Genomic DNA, 16,593 nt, shown 5'->3' on the forward strand with positions numbered 1-16,593 from the left:
AGCGGATAACCCGCTCTATAGAGCGTTCGCGACCGGCTATAGAGCGGATATCCCGTAAGATAGAGCGTTCGCGGTCCACTATAGAGCGGATATCCCGTAAGATAGAGCGTTCGCGGTCCACTATAAAACGGATAACCCGTAAGATAGAGCGTTCGCGGTCCACTATAGAGCGGATATCCCGTGTGATAGAGCGCTCGCGACCCGCTATAGAGCGGACATCTCGTGAGATAGAGCGTTCGCGGTCTACTATAGAGCGGAAATCCCGTAAGATAGAGCGCTCGCGGTCCTCTATAGAGCGGATAACCCGTGAGATAGAGCATCCGCACTATCTTGTATCCAAGTTACGTCGTATAACATTCAACAGTGTATAAAAGGAGTGTTGTTATCATATGCATGTACTGTAAACCCTCATCGTTTTATGTGGACTATATAAAGTAAATGGACAATCTGTTTTGGTTTCTATGCAATGACTTTACATTTAGTAAAATGAATCTCCCTGTTATGCAATACACATTGAATAGCAGGGAGATTCATTCAAAGGAGAGTGTTTAAATGAAAGCAACCACATTTTCAATTCAATCAGGAAGAGTAAATAATAATCTACAAGTTTTAGGGAGAATAGGGAAAATTGATTCCACTGGTGTCTCCAGACTTGCACACTCACCTGAAGATAAAGAAGCGGTGCTCCATGTGAAAAAGTATATGGATGAAATCGGTTTACAGACGGAAATTGATCAATTTGGTAATTTAATCGGGAGAATGGATGGCGTAGCGAATGATGCTCCAGCCTTAGTAATGGGCTCACATATTGATTCACAACCTTATGGTGGAAGATATGATGGGGCGCTTGGAGTAATCGGGGCGATTGAAGTATTGGAAACGCTGCATGATAAGGGGATAAAGCCTGAAATCCCCATTATGATATTTGCCTTTGCTGATGAGGAAGGCTCACGATTCAATAAAGGCTTATTTGGTGTAAGAGGCGTGTTAGGTAAATTAGAGGAGGGAGAGCTCGAACGAAGGGATAAGAATGGAATGACGAGGCGAGAGGCGCTCATTGAATTTGGTTGCGATCCGTCAAAGTTTCAAGAATCGTTGATTGACACTTCTACCATAGCGGCATTTTTAGAGCTTCATATTGAACAGGGACCGGTTTTGGAAGCGAAGAATGAACCCGTTGGAATTGTTACCGGTATTTCAGGCCCTTTGTGGTTGACGGTTGAAATGGAAGGCATGGCGGGTCATGCGGGTTCTGTGCCAATGCCCATGCGTCAAGATGCTTTAGTGGGTGCAGCTAAAGTCATTGTAAAGTTAAATCAGTTAGCTCAAGAAGTTCCAGGAGCACCCACAGTGAGTACAGTCGGAAGTTTGCAAGTGTTTCCTGACTCTCGCAATATCATTCCTGAAAAAGTCACGTTTACAGTGGATTTGCGGGATATTAATGAAAGTAGACGGGATCATATTGAACAAGCTTTCCTTCAGGAACTAGAGAACATTGCAGATGAACATAGCCTGTCTTATAAGATCAGTGAAGATACACGAAGTGAACCTAGATTTTGTCATAAAAATATTATGCAGATCATGAGAGAAGAAAGTGCTGACATGAATTTAACCCCACCAGAATTCATGAGTGGTCCATTTCATGACGCGCTTGAAATGTCCTATGTATGTGACTACGGTATGATTTTTGTTCGTTCAAAAGATGGAATTAGTCATAACCCAAAAGAATATAGTTCACCAGAGGATATTGCATTAGGAGTGGAGTTACTTTATAAGACTGTTTATAAAATGGCTTGTCAAAAATAATCATTCACAAAGAATATGGCGAATGGAGGGATTGGATGAGTAAAAAGAAGTTCACTACTATTTATATAATGATCGTTACTATTCCTTTTTTATTATTAATATTTCCTTTATTCGAGATAGCAAACCGAGCAACTCCTATTATTATGGGACTACCTTTCTCATTTTTCTATATTATTCTAGTAATCTTAATCACATTTTCAGGGGTTTTGATTTTGTATAAATTTGATCCAGAACATCAATTTGAAGAAGGTGATGAATGATGGAGCATTGGCAAATTGCATTAATTATTATGATTAGCTATTTAGTCATCGCATTGGTTGTTGGAGTGTGGGCAGGTAAAGGTCAAGATTCCAGTTCACTCGATGAATTTGCCGTTGCAGGAGGTAAGTTAGGGTTAATCGTCATGTGGTTCTTGATGGGCGGAGCTGTATTTAGCGCTTTCTCATTTTTGGGCGCGCCTGGTTGGGCTTATGAAAAAGGGGCTCCTGCATATTATATTATTATCTATACAGCATTTGCGATACTACCTTGGTATATTATAGGACCTAAAATCTCTAGAATCGGAAAGAAATTTAATCTGTATACATTATCTTCATTTTTCAGAGTTCGTTATAGAAGTAAGACTCTCGGCATAATAGTTGGTTTACTTGCATTATTAGCTTCCATTCAATATTTGGCTACCCAGTTAACAGGAATGGCACACATCTTTAATATCATGACAGAAGGAAGAATTCCATTTTGGCTCGGAGCTCTTCTCGCATACGGAATTGTTGTTATTTATGTGGCGACAGGAGGGCTACGGGCCGCAGCTTGGTCTGACGTATTCCAAGGGTTACTCATGATTATTATTTCATGGGTTGTAGGAATAGCGATTGTGAATCAGTTACACGACTCGATGGGAGTTATGTTTACGAATATTGCAGCTGAAAACCCTGGATTCTTACAGATAGGAAAAGAAGGATCTGCTATGGGGACGATACCCTTTACAACGACAATTTTAGTATCTGTAATAGGATTCTTGATGTGGCCACATCTATTCACGAAGTCCTATGCATCCAGCCCCAAAGTGATTAAGAAAACAGTTTTGGTTTATCCGATCTTCGCGCTATTCCTAGTCCCTTTATTGCTGGTTGGATTTGCAGCTAAAGGCATTGTAGATGCGAACTTGATTGAAAGTGCGGATCAGGTACTCCCATTTTTGATCACTACTGTCATGAATCTGCCGGGATGGGTGTATGGACTAGTTGGCGCTGGTGCACTAGCAGCTGCCATGTCGTCCGCTGATGCGATTACGCACAACGCCACCTTGGAAACGACGGACGGTGTGATTCGTACGATTTTCAAAGATTTATCCGATAAGACCGTTTTAAAGATTATGCGTATAGGTGTATTCGGTATCGGTGGATTGGCTTATATTATCACCGTTTTCGGAGGTCAGGGATTAATTGTCTTACTTTTAGGAGCTTATGGCGCTATTGTACAGTTTGCACCAGGAGTTTACAGTGCACTGTATTGGCGTGGCGCAACGGCTAAAGGAGTTATCAGTGGATTAGTAGTGGGGGCAATGTTGAATTTCTATTTCCAACTAGTTGCAGACACTACACCATTAGGCATCCACGCTGGAATTATTGGATTGATTGCTAATGTTGTCATTATGATTGTAGTAAGCCTACTTACAAAATCAGATACAAGCGAGGAAGAAGACACGTATATTCGTAGCTAATCAATACATGTGTAGTCAAGTACAGAGAGGTGATCTATAATGCATGCAGATATAGTATTTACTAATGGAGAAGTGATCACAGTCGATAAGGATTGCTCCATCATGGAAGCGGTAGCAATAAAAGATCATACAATCATTGGCGTCGGTCAGATGGAGGAAGTTGGAGAGTTTATTGGAGAAAACACGAAAGTTATCGACCTGGAAGGAAAATCCCTTCTTCCAGGTTTCATAGATCCGCACTTACATTTAACTATTTATGGAACGAACTTGCTCGGTATTAACTGTGCAAGTGTTGAAATCGATTCGTTGGAAATCTTGTATGAGAAAATGAAAGAGAGAGCGGAACAAACTCCAAAAGGAGAGTGGATCCGGGTTACAAGCTTTAATGAAAATGCTGTTAAGCAAAAACGTTTCCCTACCATACAAGAGCTGGACGCTATATCTGCTGAACATCCAATCGTAATTATTCGAGTTTGTAATCATACGTCTATCGTAAATAGCAAGGCATTGGAACTTGCAGGTATCACATCGAAGTCTGAAAATCCTGCAGGCGGTGAGATAGAGCGTGATGTACATGGTGAATTAACAGGTAAAATGATTGAGAATGCACATATGCAACTATTTAATGTAGCAGATTATAGTGCAGATGAAATTAAAAAAGGACTGAAATTAGCGTCGCAGATATTTGTGGAGTCCGGCATAACCAGTTTACATGATGCAGGCAGTTATGGCTGGGGACCAGATATTTTAAAGCTGATGAAAACAAGTATAGATTCAGGAGATGTAAAAAACCGAGTGTATGCCCTCATTGGATCTTTGACGGATTCAGAATCTTTTATCCGACATATGATCGATGAAGGTGTAGTTACGGGAGATGGCGATGAATGGTTTAAAATTGGACCCGCTAAACTCTTTACAGATGGCAGCAGTACAGGACCTACTTTATCCACAAGAAAACCATATGATAGTGATCCGACAGATACAGGCATACTTTATTACGACCAGGAAAGAATGAATGAAATTTTAGGAGAAGCACACAGCAAGGGATACCAAATTACTGCACATGCACAAGGCGATCGGGCGATTGAAATGGTGTTGAATTGTATAGAAGAGGCGCTAGAGAAACATCCACGGACAGATCATCGTCATCGAATTGAACATGCCGGAATAGCTAGTATTGATCTACAGGAACGGATGAAGGAGTTAGGAGTTGTTGTTATTCCGAACCCCGCTTTTATGTATGTGAATGGTGATAGCTATCTTGAATTTTACGGTGATCGCGTACATGTGATGTATCCAGCAAATGACTATTTGGAAAAGGGAATACCTTTTGCATTTGCCTCTGACACGCCTGTAGTAGACCATAATCCTCTTCTCGGTATACATGCGGCAGTGAATAGAAAAACTATTTCCGGACAAGACGCTGGGACTTATCAGAGAGTGAGTGTGCTCGAGGCCATCAAAGCCTATACCTATATGGGTGCTTATGCGAGTTTTGATGAAAAACAAAAAGGGAGTATTGAAGTTGGGAAATTAGCAGATTTGGTTGTGTTAGATCAAAGTATTCTATCAGTCGATAGTGAGAGCATTAAAGATCTGACTGTGGAATTGACGATGATCGATGGGAAAATAGCGTATGAAAAGCAGTATAGTAATAGGAAATAAGATGTTTTATTAAAAAAGTTGCATACTAGTTTATGGAAGTACCAGCCATTCGATATTTTCGAATGGCTCTTATTATGGAGAAATACGATGCAAAACCATATAATACTCGCATTGGATCCTAAAGTAATTCTTTAACGTAGATCGGTTGACAGCAAATGATATGCAAGACATAGTGACTAAATATTTTTATCACGAAATAACAGTATGTCCAATGTATGATTACCTAGTTATTACTATACTATATCAAGCCTAAAGAATAGAGAGTACATTGAAACGGGAGGTGAATACATGCTTGGTTTTCCTGTAGAAACATTTTGGTGGTTTGTTCCATGGCCTTTCATATGGGTAGGGTTAGCAACCATTATCTACTTTAAAATGAAAAAAGATGATGAGTTGGAAGAGAAGATGGAAAAAGACCAGAATCAAAATCTATAGTCGCGATGGGAGGGCATTCAATGAGCATGGATGGGGTAATTTTCATTATATACTTAGGGATTCTATTAACGATTGGCTTGTGGTTTTCACGAAGATCGTCCGCCTCTACAGAACAGTATTTACTCGGTGGGCGATCTCTTGGACCGGCCGTCACTGCTATGACCATGCAAACGACAGCTATGAGTGGATTTATGTTTATGGGAGCTCCGGCGATGGCCTTTAAATATGGCTGGTATGCCATTTGGTACGCGATTGGGGATGCAGGTGGATCGATTATTAACCTGTCTGTTTTAGGTAAGCGAATGAGAAGAATGTCTGAATTATTGGGAGCGCTTTCACCAATTGAATATTTGGAGAAACGTTTTGAAAGCCCGAGTGTGCGAGTGGTCGGTTCTATCATTTCTATTGTCTTTCTATTTGGATACGTTTGCGCTCAGTTTATTGCAGCGGGTAAGGCAATGTCTGCACTGACAGGTTTTACATATGAACTGTCTCTGCTTATCGGGATTAGCGTCATTATCATCTATACTGTGGCAGGCGGGTATTTAGCTGTCGCATACACTTCTTTTGTACAAGGCTTGATCATGGTTCTTGGTGTCGTAGGGATTGGTATTCTCGCTTATTTTCATATAGGTGGACTTACGGGATTGAACGTCGCACTGAAAGCTGTAGACCCTACGTATTTAAGTATTTGGGGTAAAGATCTTGCCTACTATGGTCAATGGGGGATGGTGCTCGGCGCAATACTCATTTACTCAATTGGATATATGGGACTTCCACATGTGGTAGTTCGCCATATGTCGATGAAGAGTACGAAAACAGTAAAAGGTGCAGTTATTATTAGTGCTATATGGAATCAATTTTTCATCTTTGTACCGTATATTCTAGGAATGATCGGGATTATTTTACTCCCCACTATTGCTGATCCAGAAATGATTATTACAGAGCTAGCGTATACGTTATTCCCTGGAATTTTTGCGGCATTATTGCTCTCAGCCATTATGTCGGCAGTAATGTCCACTGCAGACTCTATCTTGATGCAAGCAGGTTCTATTCTTTCACGTGATGTCTATCAACGTTTCATCAACAAAGATGCTAGCCCCAAAACGATGATTCTTGTATCAAGATTATGCATTCTATTGGGAGGAGTAGTAGGAGTGGTAGTAGCCATTTATGAACCGCCATCCGTGTTTGCCTTGGTTTTGTTCGCTTTTGGTACATTGGGGAATGCTTTCTTAGTTCCGTATGTTGCTTCAGTTTACTCGAGAAAAGCGAATTATATCGGTTGCTTATGTGCAATGATTGGCGGTGCTACAACAAATATCATTTGGACTTCCATGGGGTTAGAAACTTCTACAGGACTTCATCCGTTCTTGGCAGGTTTACTAGTATCTCTGTTAGGCATGATCATCGGAAGTCGATTTGGTCGTAAACCATCAGATGAAATACTAACAGCGTTCGAACAGTCCAGAAAAAGACGTGTATTTTCAAAAGAATTTGACCGCAACATTACACGTGATTTGGCTCCCGAAGCTAGCAATGTATCTAAATTTTTGGCAGACAATAAATAACTTACAGGAGTAGGTACTGATGAGCGCTATATTGCTACAAGAAATCGAGTTTACTAAAGAAGAGGTATTGCTAGGATTGCAGCAATACGAAAAAGAAACGTATTTTCAAATCCAAGATATTATTTACTATCCTTATTACTTTTTTGAATATCAAGTGAGTGCTAAAAGCTTGCTGAAATTTAAGGGGAAGGCAGCTTGTACAATCGATGGGCTTGGTGGAAGAGGGGCGATGGTGGATGTTAGGCCAAGCTTTTCTAGAAAGAAAGTGGAAGTGGGTCGGTTCCCCGAGTTGGTGATTGGAGAGGAAGAAGCGGCGGGGATGGCTGAAAGATTTATTTTTGACAATGCTTCTTCAAAAGCTAAATTTGTTACGATGCCTAAAATCACAGAAGTTCAAAGGAATCTATTTTATCGACCATTTTGGATAACAAATTTCAAGTTGGACAATAAAAAATCAGGGCAACTCATAGTGGATGCGATTAGCGGAAGCTATCATCCGTTATAACAAGATCGACGGTCAAAGTTAAAAATGAAGTCGTATACAGCCACTCTTCGCACTATGCAAGCGAGCAGTGGCTGTAAACAGGTGGGGATGATATTTACAGTAAAACTTGTTTGGCCATTATGGCTACTTCGAGTGCAATCCGATTTAATGGGGACATAAAATTCTCCCCCATTATAGATTCAATCTTTTCGAGTCGATGGTACAGTGTTTGTCTGACGATAAATAGACGATCTGCGGTTTCTTTTTTTGAACCGCCACATTCAAGATAAATACGGAGCGTTTCGAATAAGTTACTGTCGTTCTCTTGATCGTAATCAATAAGGTCTTGTAGATAATCTTCTACATAGTTATCAAGGTTTCCTTGTTCGTTGAGAAGAAGTAGTAGTCTATAGACCCCTAAATCTTCATAAAAATTACTCTCGAATGCAAACTTTTGTTTGAGTTCAGCCACTCTTTTTGCTTCTTTATATCCTTCTTTGATGTGTGAATGGTTATGGTGAACTAAACTGATACCAAATTTATATTCCCGTTCGTTAAAGAAATGGTCATTGTCCATGGCTGTTAACTGTTCGGTTACTTGAGTGAAACGATTCATGTCTTTTACATGTGTACCCGAAGCGATAAACGATGCAATAATTGTAATTTCATTTTTAGTTACAGAGATAGTTGGAAAGAAACTATGTCGTTTAAAGACAGAACGAATCATCATAGATTGTTGTAAGCGGATTTCTTCCCAACTGTTTTCATCTATAGTGGTTTCATGCGTATCCAACTGAATGACGAAGATTCTGTAATGAGTATTCGGACTTTTCGTTGGTAAAAAGGATTGGATATCTTCTGCATCTACAGGACGGCCATGCAGTAAGTTACGCACAAACTCATCCTCATTGTATTGATTTCTCTCTTGAATAGTGCGATTCCGAAGTAATATTTGAGCAATTGCAAGGGAGGCCCTATCCAAGATTAAAAAGACAAATTCATCTTTTATTGCCTGTGGAAGGTGAAGACATAAATATCCAAGAGATTGGCCTAAACCATTGATGGGGAACAAGGCAAATGGCTGATCATCGATGGTATAGATGTCCTGTTCTAGCTTTTGCGTAGTCTTCTCACTAAGAAATTCTTTTATGCTATTTTTCCACGAAGTCGATTCAACAGGGTAGTAATAAGATTTCGCATCATCGGATATAAACAACACCGTCTGATTGAACAGCGAGTGTAACTCGTGAAGAATCTTTAAGATTCCGTTTGGCATTAAACTTAACTCATTAAACCTTCTCGATAATGTATCTAACTTCGACAGCATTTCATAATGACGATTAATGATTACTGTATGTAAATCTTGTGTGATATCAACAAATTTAACGACTTTTTCGAACACGATAATTGGAAACTTTTGTGCATCTGCAAGAGTGATAATATCTTGTTGGATCTCACTGACGTACGGCCCTATTTCAACACACAGACAGGCAACTTCTAGTTCAATTAGCTGTTTTATATATTGTAGCTGTGTTGCGTTATCCAGTTGTAGATGAATGCCTGTCGTTAAGATAATTTCACCGCCATTAACTAGCGAACTAAACTCACTAACTTCTAATACGTGCGACCATTTAACTTGACGATCCAATCCGTTACTTCCAGCAATAACTTTGGCGTGCTTGAAAGTGTCGCGGGCTAAGACGTCTTGAACGGTCAAAGAAAGTTCATTCATGAAAATAGACCTCCGTATCGTCAAAAGATTATCCGTACGATGTTACACAATGTAAAATGAAAGTATTTTGATAAATTGTTAAACTATAGAAAGTAGTTTAGCTCAAGTCTTGTTGTAAAGCAAGATTAGGTGAATAGGAGGAATGAAAATGAATTCAATAGTAATAGAAAAGAAAACGCTTTCAAATTTTATTAATGGACAATGGGTAAAATCACTCACTGATAAATATGAAGAAGTGCCAAATCCGGCGACAGGCGAAATTATTGCAGATGTACCTATTTCAACTGAAGAGGACCTTCAAGTTGCGGTAGATGCAGCGAAAAAAGCGTTTTCTTCTTGGAAGAAAACAGCTGTACCGCAAAGGGCTCGTATTCTATTTAAATACCAGCAACTTTTGATTGCTAATTGGGATGAGTTGGCACAACTGATTACTATAGAGAACGGAAAAAATTATACGGAGGCTTACGGTGAAGTTCAGCGCGGGATTGAGTGTGTGGAATTTGCTTCAGGAGCTCCTACGTTGATGATGGGGTATCAACTTCCTGATATTGCCACAAACATCGAATCGGGTATGTATCGCTATCCTTTAGGAGTGGTTGGAGGGATCACGCCTTTTAACTTCCCGATGATGGTTCCTTGTTGGATGTTCCCGCTTGCCATTGCAGCAGGAAATACATTTATTTTAAAGCCTTCAGAGCGTACACCACTCTTGGCAAATAGATTAGCAGAGCTATTAACAGAAGCGGGATTACCGAATGGTGTGTTCAATATCGTTCATGGCGCAAAGGATATCGTGAACGGAATCTTAAGTCATCCAGATATTCCTGCCGTTTCATTTGTTGGGTCACAGCCGGTAGCAGAGCATGTATATAAAACAGGAACTGCCAATGGAAAACGTGTTCAAGCACTAGCAGGCGCCAAAAATCATTCGATTGTTATGCCGGATGCGGAATTGGATTTAACAGTTACTAATATTACCAATGCGGCATTTGGTTCTGCTGGCGAAAGATGTATGGCTGCTGCAGTAGTAGTTGCAGTTGGTGATATTGCTGACCAGCTTGTGGAACGCTTAGTTGAAGAAGCAAATAAGATGACGATTGGAAACGGATTAGAAGAAGGAGTATTCCTTGGACCTGTCATTCGAGATTCCCACAAAGATAAAACACTTTCATATATCGAGGCGGGGATTGAAGAGGGGGCAACTCTTGTACGTGACGGCCGCGGCGATCCATCTACTTCTGAAGGGGGATATTTCGTAGGGCCTACGATTTTTGAAGGGGTTACAACCGAAATGCGGATTTGGAGAGAAGAAATATTTGCACCGGTACTTTCAGTAATCAGAGTAGAAACATTGGATGATGCAATTGAGCTTACAAATCAATCAGACTTTGCAAATGGTGCATGTTTATACACAGATAGCTCGAAAGCGATCCGCCAATTCCGAGAAGAAATTGATGCAGGGATGCTTGGTATAAATCTGGGTGTACCAGCGCCTATGGCATTCTTCCCATTCTCCGGCTATAAGAAGTCCTTTTATGGGGATTTACACGCAAACGGCCGTGATGGTATCGAATTCTACACACGTAAAAAAATGTTGACTGCACGCCACGAATATTGATAAAAAGGGAGGAAAGATATTGAAAACTGTACATGAACAAGACCGGGATAATAAAAAGAAAGTAACAGAACAAAATCGGGATAAAGTTTGGCATCATATTTCAGCATACAATGAAAAAAATCCACCGATGATTATTGAAAGTGGGGAAAATGCTTGGATTACTGATCATGAAGGTAATCGGTATTTAGATGGTATGTCAGGACTATGGTGTGTGAATGTGGGCTATGGAAGAGAAGAGATAGCAAAAGTAGCCTATGAGCAAATGAAAAAACTTTCTTATGTACCCATGACACAAAGCCATGGACCGGCAATTGAACTGGCCGCCAAAATAAATGAAATGCTAGGCGATGACTATAAGATCTTTTATTCAAATAGTGGTTCAGATGCGAATGAAGTAGCATTCAAGCTTATTCGTCAGTATCACCAGCAAAACGGGGAACCTTCCAGATATAAATTCCTCTCTCGTTACCGTGCATATCATGGAGGCTCAATGGGAGCGCTATCCGCTACAGGTCAAGCTTTGCGAAAATACAAGTATGAGCCGCTAGTGCCAGGATTCTTACATGTAGCACCTCCAGATAACTATCGAAAGCCCGAAGGAATATCGGTCGAAGATTATAATATCCAACGCGCTTTGGAGCTTGAAGAAAAAATCATTTGGGAACAAAAAGATACGATTGCAGGAATTATTATGGAGCCGCTCATTACAGGGGGAGGAATCTTAATTCCGCATCCGGTGTACTTAGAGAAAGTCCAAGAAATCTGTACCCGTCACGGTGTCCTCTTGATCATGGATGAGGTGATTTGTGGGTTTGGACGTACTGGAAAAGCATTTGGACATCAACATTACAATGTGAAACCAGATGTTGTGACGATGGCGAAAGGTTTGACTAGTGCTTACCTTCCATTATCGGTGACAGCAATCCGCAAAGATATCTATGAAAAGTTCGATACTAGCGAAGACTACAGTCATTTCCGTCATGTCAATACGTTTGGTGGAAATCCAGCTGCGTGTGCAGTTGCGTTAAAGAACCTAGAGATTCTAGAACGCGAAGATCTTATCAATCGTGCGGCAGAACTTGGGGAGCGGCTATCGGATGAACTTGCATGTTTACAAGATCACCCGAACGTAGGAGATATTCGTAGTATTGGCTTCTTGATGGGAATTGAACTCGTCGAAGATAAGAAGACAAAAGAGCCTGCAACGAATGCACGCATGACGAAAATTATTGGAGAGTGTAAAGCGAATGGACTGATTGTGGGTCGCAACGGTGAGACAGTAGAAGGATTTAATAATGTCTTGGCACTTTGCCCGCCACTTTCTTGTACAGATGAAGATGTCGACTTCATCGTATCCGTTGTTAAAAAAGTATTTAAAGAGAATGAATAATAAGTTGTCTACCTAGTAATGATATGAAAAGTGCCTCTTGACGACTCGTGTAGCAATGAGTAGTCAGAGGTACTTCGTCTATACATGATGTAGCGACGTGTACTATCCATGGCTTATACGACTAAATCTCAGCGAACTGATAACTATACACTAGTAGACATTGGATCCGAGGAGGAATGAGTATGTTGATTGGTGTACCAAAGGAAATTAAAAATAACGAGAATCGTGTTGCGATGACCCCGGCAGGAGTGTACACACTTCGTTCGTGTGGCCATGAAGTACTTATTGAAACGGCAGCTGGTGTAGGATCAAGTTTTACAGATGAAGAATATATTGAGGCGGGGGCAAAGATCGTTCAGACAGCGGAAGAAGCATGGAGCGCTGAAATGGTTATGAAAGTAAAGGAACCCATTGCCTCTGAATATCGTTATTTTCGTAAAGGATTACTTCTATTCACATACTTGCATTTAGCATCTGAGACGGAGTTGACTCAAGCTCTTTTAAAAAGTGAAGTAACAGGACTTGCCTATGAAACCGTTCAGTTGCCTAATCAATCATTGCCTTTGCTCGCGCCGATGAGCGAAGTAGCAGGAAGAATGGCAACACAAATTGGTGCTCAATATCTTGAAAAAACGAATGGTGGAAAAGGTATTCTACTAGCTGGAGTACCGGGTGTTTCTCGGGGGAATGTCGTAGTAATTGGTGGTGGGCAGGCAGGAACAAATGCAGCACGTATTGCGATAGGGATGGGTGCTCACGTAACCGTACTGGATTTGTCAGTAGATCGTTTACGGCAATTAGATGATATTTTCGGCAATAATATTCAGACGCTGGTTTCAAATCCACATACTATCGCAGAATCAGTCAAAGAAGCAGACCTCGTAATTGGTGCAGTGCTAATACCGGGAGCCAAAGCACCTAAGCTTGTCTCTGAAAAAATGGTTCAATCTATGAAGCCTGGATCGGTTCTTGTAGATATCGCAATCGATCAAGGAGGAATTTTTGAAACATCAGATCGTGTAACGACACACGATGCCCCGATCTATACAAAACATGGTGTAGTACATTATGCAGTCGCAAATATGCCAGGTGCAGTACCGCAGACGTCAACAGTAGCATTAACTAATGTCACTGTACCCTACGCGCTGCAAATTGCCAATAAAGGATGCAGACAGGCGCTGCTAGACAATGAAGCACTTCGAAAAGGTTTAAATACTATGAATGGTCATGTAACACACCAAGCCGTTGCGGAAGCACAGGCTATACACTACACACCTTCAATCTCTATATTAGAAAACAATGGTTTAGTAACTAATACTTAAAAGCATGGTTATGTACAAATGAAATGAGTCCCTCTACCACCCTATATTTTGAAAAAAATATAGGGTGGTAGAGGGACTTTTTTTCTTTATACGATTGAACAAATCTTTCATTCTATATAGTAAATCTAGTAAAATCCTGTATAATCGTCAACAAAAGGAGGTTGCTAGATTTGAAATTCATGACGAAATGTATTACATCTACTCTGTTCGCTGTTCTGCTTACCCTCGTGATGACGCTGTCAACCGAAGCGGCTACTTGGCCAGACCATTCACCTGATCAAAATCCGGACAAGCAGTGGACTATCACGTTCAATAAACCAGTAAAAAAGTCTACAGTCGAAAATTCGATTTATATCACGGATTCTAAAGGAGTAAAACAGAGCACTGCAATAACATACTCAGACTCCGACAAGAAAGTACATATCGCGCCGCCAACAGGAAACTATCATAGCGGCGAAACGTACACATTACATATCACACAAGCCGTGCATAATACAGATAACCAACCATTAAAAGAACCGGTTACTAAAACGTTTTCCATTAAAACGGGAATCACATATGACTTGGCGAATGTACAAGCCAATGGCGCAACTACCATAGTGGAAAGGTTTCCAAGTTTTGAAGCAGCGGCAAGCCGAATGAATAGCAATCAAGTCGTGCTGTTCCAAAACAACATCATCCACATGCCGAAAGGGCTTATTTCAACCGTGGCATACGGTGGTAGCTCATTGACCATTTTGTATGCTGATCAAGACTTGAAAATTCAAGAAACATATGTCCCAGCTGACACGGAACTTGTGTATGTTGACTCGACAGCCACTTCTGTAAAAATCGAGCTAGCGGGAAGAAACTTCTATATCAGGCCACAAAATGCAACGATGTTACCGAGTCAGACCGTAACGGATCGCACCTATTACAAAGTATCGAATCGTTCACTCTATCATTTCATTTACTCACATAGGACAAAGACATTCGCTTCGTATGAAATGGGTGCTGCTCCAAACTTCATGCAAGAAGGGGTAAAGTATTACAGCACGGACGGCAGTCATTTCCATAATGAAGCAGGGGCTTTGATTGGCACGGCTCATCAATACTTCCAGTACTTACCGATGCGTAGTATGACACGCTATACAGCTGAAGAGTTGGATGCATATATTATGAAACAGCTTAGGGGCCTGGAGCAGTCTTATCCTAACTCTTCCATTTATAAAAATGCGGCAACGAGAAGTAAATTAATCGGGCTGGGCTCAGAATTGAAGCGAATTGAAAGAGAGAGTCATGTCAATGCGATGCATATACTAGCGCTTGCACAGCATGAAAGCCAGTATGGACTCAGTAAGCACGCGCTGGAATCCAATAATTTATTCGGTATGTACGTAACAGACGATAATCCGTTGAATAAAAACTTTGATTCGGTAAGCGCAAATATTCAAGAACTGGTCGATGCCTTTTTGAATAGAAATTACTTACCGCCTCAAGCCAAATATGCGAATGGAACGAATTTCGGAAATAAAGCAGTCGGCATGAATGTTAAATATGCATCCGATCCATACTGGGGATCTAAAATTGCAGGGCATTTGTATCGAATGGATCGTTCAATGGGTGGGAAAGAAATAGCGAACCAGCTGAAGATTGGATTGACGAATCCGCCCAGTTTGAATGTACGTCCTATACCTTCGTCAGCACCAGGCACGCCAAACATATATAAATATCAAAAGATGGGCATGCCACTCGTTATTTTGGATGATCAACTACCTGAAGCGCCATGGATCAAAATCCGTTCAGATAAAGCTCCATATGACACAATATACGTGAATGGGGATTTTGTAGATCCGTTAGAATGGCAATGAACACGGAAACAACCCCTTACCTAAATTATTGGTAAGGGGTTAGTTTTAGTCCATCCGCTTGAAAAACTCTTTCGTCAAGTCACCATTGATACCTATAGCTGCAGCGCTTCCGGTTCCCGCTGCGACTAGTAGCTGTGAAGGGACGATATGTGAAACGTCGCCCGCTGCATAGACATTCCAAACTGTTGTCCGTCCGTATTCATCGGTTAAAATCCCACCGTATTTATTGCGCTCACACCCTAAGTCTTGAGCGAAATGATTGGGGTGACTCCAGCGAGGAGAGGCAAATCCGCCTGCACGGTCTATCAATGTACCGTCTTCAAGCCGCACCCTGTGTAGTTGCCCATCTTCTCCTTCAAGACCTGAAATGATATCATCGACAATTTGTATTCCTTTCGCACTCAATTTCTTTTGTTCCTCTGCCGTCAGCTGACCTTCTCCACCGGTGAAAACAATCAGATCCCGGCTCCATGTATACACTTCCGTTGCTAATTTAAACACGTTTTTATCCGCAAACACAGCCAAAGAACGATCGCGCAATTCCCAGCCGTCGCAATACGGACAACTGAAGATGGATGTTCCATAAAAGCGCTCAATACCTGGCACATTAGGCTGTTCATCACGCAAACCGACAGCAAGAAGTACTTTCTGTGTGCGGAACGTCCTGCCGTCTGCTGTCATCAACTCATAATGTGATTCATCCAATCGTTCGACTGCAACAATTTTTTGATGATGAAATGTCACAGACGGATACCGCGTCAGTTCCTCCCGCCCAAGCTTCCGTAATTCTGAAGGTTGCATACCGTCACGCGTTAAAAATCCATGTGATGCACGAGAGACGCGGTTTCTTGCATGATCGTCATCGAAAACAATAATATTCCGCCTTGCCCGTCCGAGTACTAATGCCGCACTTAATCCAGCGGGTCCGCCACCAATAATTGCACATTCATAGATCATTGCTATTTTCATCCCTTTTCATTCCATTTTGGTTATAGGA

13 protein-coding genes are annotated in these 16,593 nt (G+C 41.1%); 11 read left to right on the forward strand and 2 right to left on the reverse strand.

Translation table 11 applies throughout. From position 1 onward, the window contains the following. The first annotated feature begins 552 nt into the window (after positions 1-552). From CSV77_RS06065 to CSV77_RS06090, 7 genes are all read left to right on the forward strand, one after another. Positions 553-1,806, forward strand: coding sequence for a M20 family metallo-hydrolase (locus tag CSV77_RS06065; RefSeq protein ID WP_099672709.1), 1,254 nt, complete (start codon positions 553-555; stop codon positions 1,804-1,806). A gap of 35 nt (positions 1,807-1,841) precedes the next feature. After that, positions 1,842-2,066 (forward strand): hypothetical protein, encoded by a 225-nt coding sequence (locus CSV77_RS06070; RefSeq protein ID WP_099632241.1) that lies wholly within the window; start codon positions 1,842-1,844, stop codon positions 2,064-2,066. After that, entirely contained in the window at positions 2,066-3,529 is a 1,464-nt protein-coding gene (locus tag CSV77_RS06075) for a sodium:solute symporter family protein (protein WP_099632264.1), read from the forward strand. The genes CSV77_RS06070 and CSV77_RS06075 overlap by 1 nt, the downstream gene beginning before the upstream one ends. Before the next feature lie 39 nt (positions 3,530-3,568). Then, positions 3,569-5,194, forward strand: a complete 1,626-nt coding sequence (locus CSV77_RS06080; RefSeq protein WP_099672710.1) for an amidohydrolase — start codon at positions 3,569-3,571, stop codon at positions 5,192-5,194. 288 nt (positions 5,195-5,482) lie between these two features. After that, positions 5,483-5,629: a hypothetical protein gene (locus tag CSV77_RS16995; protein WP_199171330.1), complete on the forward strand. Its 147-nt coding sequence runs from the start codon at positions 5,483-5,485 to the stop codon at positions 5,627-5,629. A 20-nt stretch (positions 5,630-5,649) separates the two neighbouring features. Then, positions 5,650-7,200 carry a sodium/proline symporter gene (locus CSV77_RS06085; RefSeq protein ID WP_099672711.1) on the forward strand — a complete coding sequence of 517 codons (1,551 nt, stop codon included), beginning with the start codon at positions 5,650-5,652 and terminating at the stop codon, positions 7,198-7,200. 19 nt (positions 7,201-7,219) lie between these two features. Continuing rightward, positions 7,220-7,705: a hypothetical protein gene (locus tag CSV77_RS06090; protein ID WP_099672712.1), complete on the forward strand. Its 486-nt coding sequence runs from the start codon at positions 7,220-7,222 to the stop codon at positions 7,703-7,705. A 94-nt stretch (positions 7,706-7,799) separates the two neighbouring features. Here CSV77_RS06090 and CSV77_RS06095 read toward each other — a convergent pair whose 3' ends face one another. Beyond that, positions 7,800-9,416 (reverse strand): PucR family transcriptional regulator, encoded by a 1,617-nt coding sequence (locus CSV77_RS06095; RefSeq protein WP_099672713.1) that lies wholly within the window; start codon positions 9,414-9,416, stop codon positions 7,800-7,802. 148 nt (positions 9,417-9,564) lie between these two features. Here CSV77_RS06095 and CSV77_RS06100 point away from each other — a divergent pair, with 148 nt between their 5' ends. The 4 genes from CSV77_RS06100 (at position 9,565) to CSV77_RS06115 (ending at position 15,596) form a co-directional block, all read left to right on the forward strand. After that, complete coding sequence (locus CSV77_RS06100; protein ID WP_099672714.1) at positions 9,565-11,034, forward strand: CoA-acylating methylmalonate-semialdehyde dehydrogenase; 1,470 nt, start codon at positions 9,565-9,567, stop codon at positions 11,032-11,034. 19 nt (positions 11,035-11,053) lie between these two features. Then, positions 11,054-12,424 (forward strand): aspartate aminotransferase family protein, encoded by a 1,371-nt coding sequence (locus CSV77_RS06105; protein ID WP_099632235.1) that lies wholly within the window; start codon positions 11,054-11,056, stop codon positions 12,422-12,424. A gap of 182 nt (positions 12,425-12,606) precedes the next feature. Then, positions 12,607-13,746 (forward strand): alanine dehydrogenase, encoded by a 1,140-nt coding sequence (gene ald, locus CSV77_RS06110; protein WP_099672715.1) that lies wholly within the window; start codon positions 12,607-12,609, stop codon positions 13,744-13,746. A gap of 179 nt (positions 13,747-13,925) precedes the next feature. Next, on the forward strand, positions 13,926-15,596 hold the full coding sequence (locus tag CSV77_RS06115; protein WP_233212185.1) for an N-acetylglucosaminidase: 1,671 nt from the start codon (positions 13,926-13,928) through the stop codon (positions 15,594-15,596). Between the two features lie 45 nt (positions 15,597-15,641). On the opposite strand, the gene CSV77_RS06120 is transcribed toward CSV77_RS06115, so the two are convergent. Continuing rightward, positions 15,642-16,553, reverse strand: coding sequence for an NAD(P)/FAD-dependent oxidoreductase (locus CSV77_RS06120; protein WP_233212183.1), 912 nt, complete (start codon positions 16,551-16,553; stop codon positions 15,642-15,644). Between the last annotated feature and the right edge of the window lie 40 nt (positions 16,554-16,593).

It is taken from the genome of Sporosarcina sp. P16b (genome assembly GCF_002743065.1).
Classification (GTDB): domain Bacteria; phylum Bacillota; class Bacilli; order Bacillales_A; family Planococcaceae; genus Sporosarcina.

Bases quoted from the DNA above. Each gene is read 5' to 3' on its own strand.
- CSV77_RS06085 (WP_099672711.1), top strand. From the start codon at position 5,650: ATGAGCATGGATGGGGTAATTTTCATTATATACTTAGGGATTCTATTA.
- ald (WP_099672715.1), top strand. From the start codon at position 12,607: ATGTTGATTGGTGTACCAAAGGAAATTAAAAATAACGAGAATCGTGTT.
- CSV77_RS06115 (WP_233212185.1), top strand. From the start codon at position 13,926: ATGACGAAATGTATTACATCTACTCTGTTCGCTGTTCTGCTTACCCTC.
- CSV77_RS06100 (WP_099672714.1), top strand. From the start codon at position 9,565: ATGAATTCAATAGTAATAGAAAAGAAAACGCTTTCAAATTTTATTAAT.
- CSV77_RS16995 (WP_199171330.1), top strand. From the start codon at position 5,483: ATGCTTGGTTTTCCTGTAGAAACATTTTGGTGGTTTGTTCCATGGCCT.
- CSV77_RS06075 (WP_099632264.1), top strand. From the start codon at position 2,066: ATGGAGCATTGGCAAATTGCATTAATTATTATGATTAGCTATTTAGTC.
- CSV77_RS06095 (WP_099672713.1), bottom strand. From the start codon at position 9,416: ATGAATGAACTTTCTTTGACCGTTCAAGACGTCTTAGCCCGCGACACT.
- CSV77_RS06120 (WP_233212183.1), bottom strand. From the start codon at position 16,553: ATGATCTATGAATGTGCAATTATTGGTGGCGGACCCGCTGGATTAAGT.
- CSV77_RS06070 (WP_099632241.1), top strand. From the start codon at position 1,842: ATGAGTAAAAAGAAGTTCACTACTATTTATATAATGATCGTTACTATT.
- CSV77_RS06065 (WP_099672709.1), top strand. From the start codon at position 553: ATGAAAGCAACCACATTTTCAATTCAATCAGGAAGAGTAAATAATAAT.
- CSV77_RS06080 (WP_099672710.1), top strand. From the start codon at position 3,569: ATGCATGCAGATATAGTATTTACTAATGGAGAAGTGATCACAGTCGAT.
- CSV77_RS06090 (WP_099672712.1), top strand. From the start codon at position 7,220: ATGAGCGCTATATTGCTACAAGAAATCGAGTTTACTAAAGAAGAGGTA.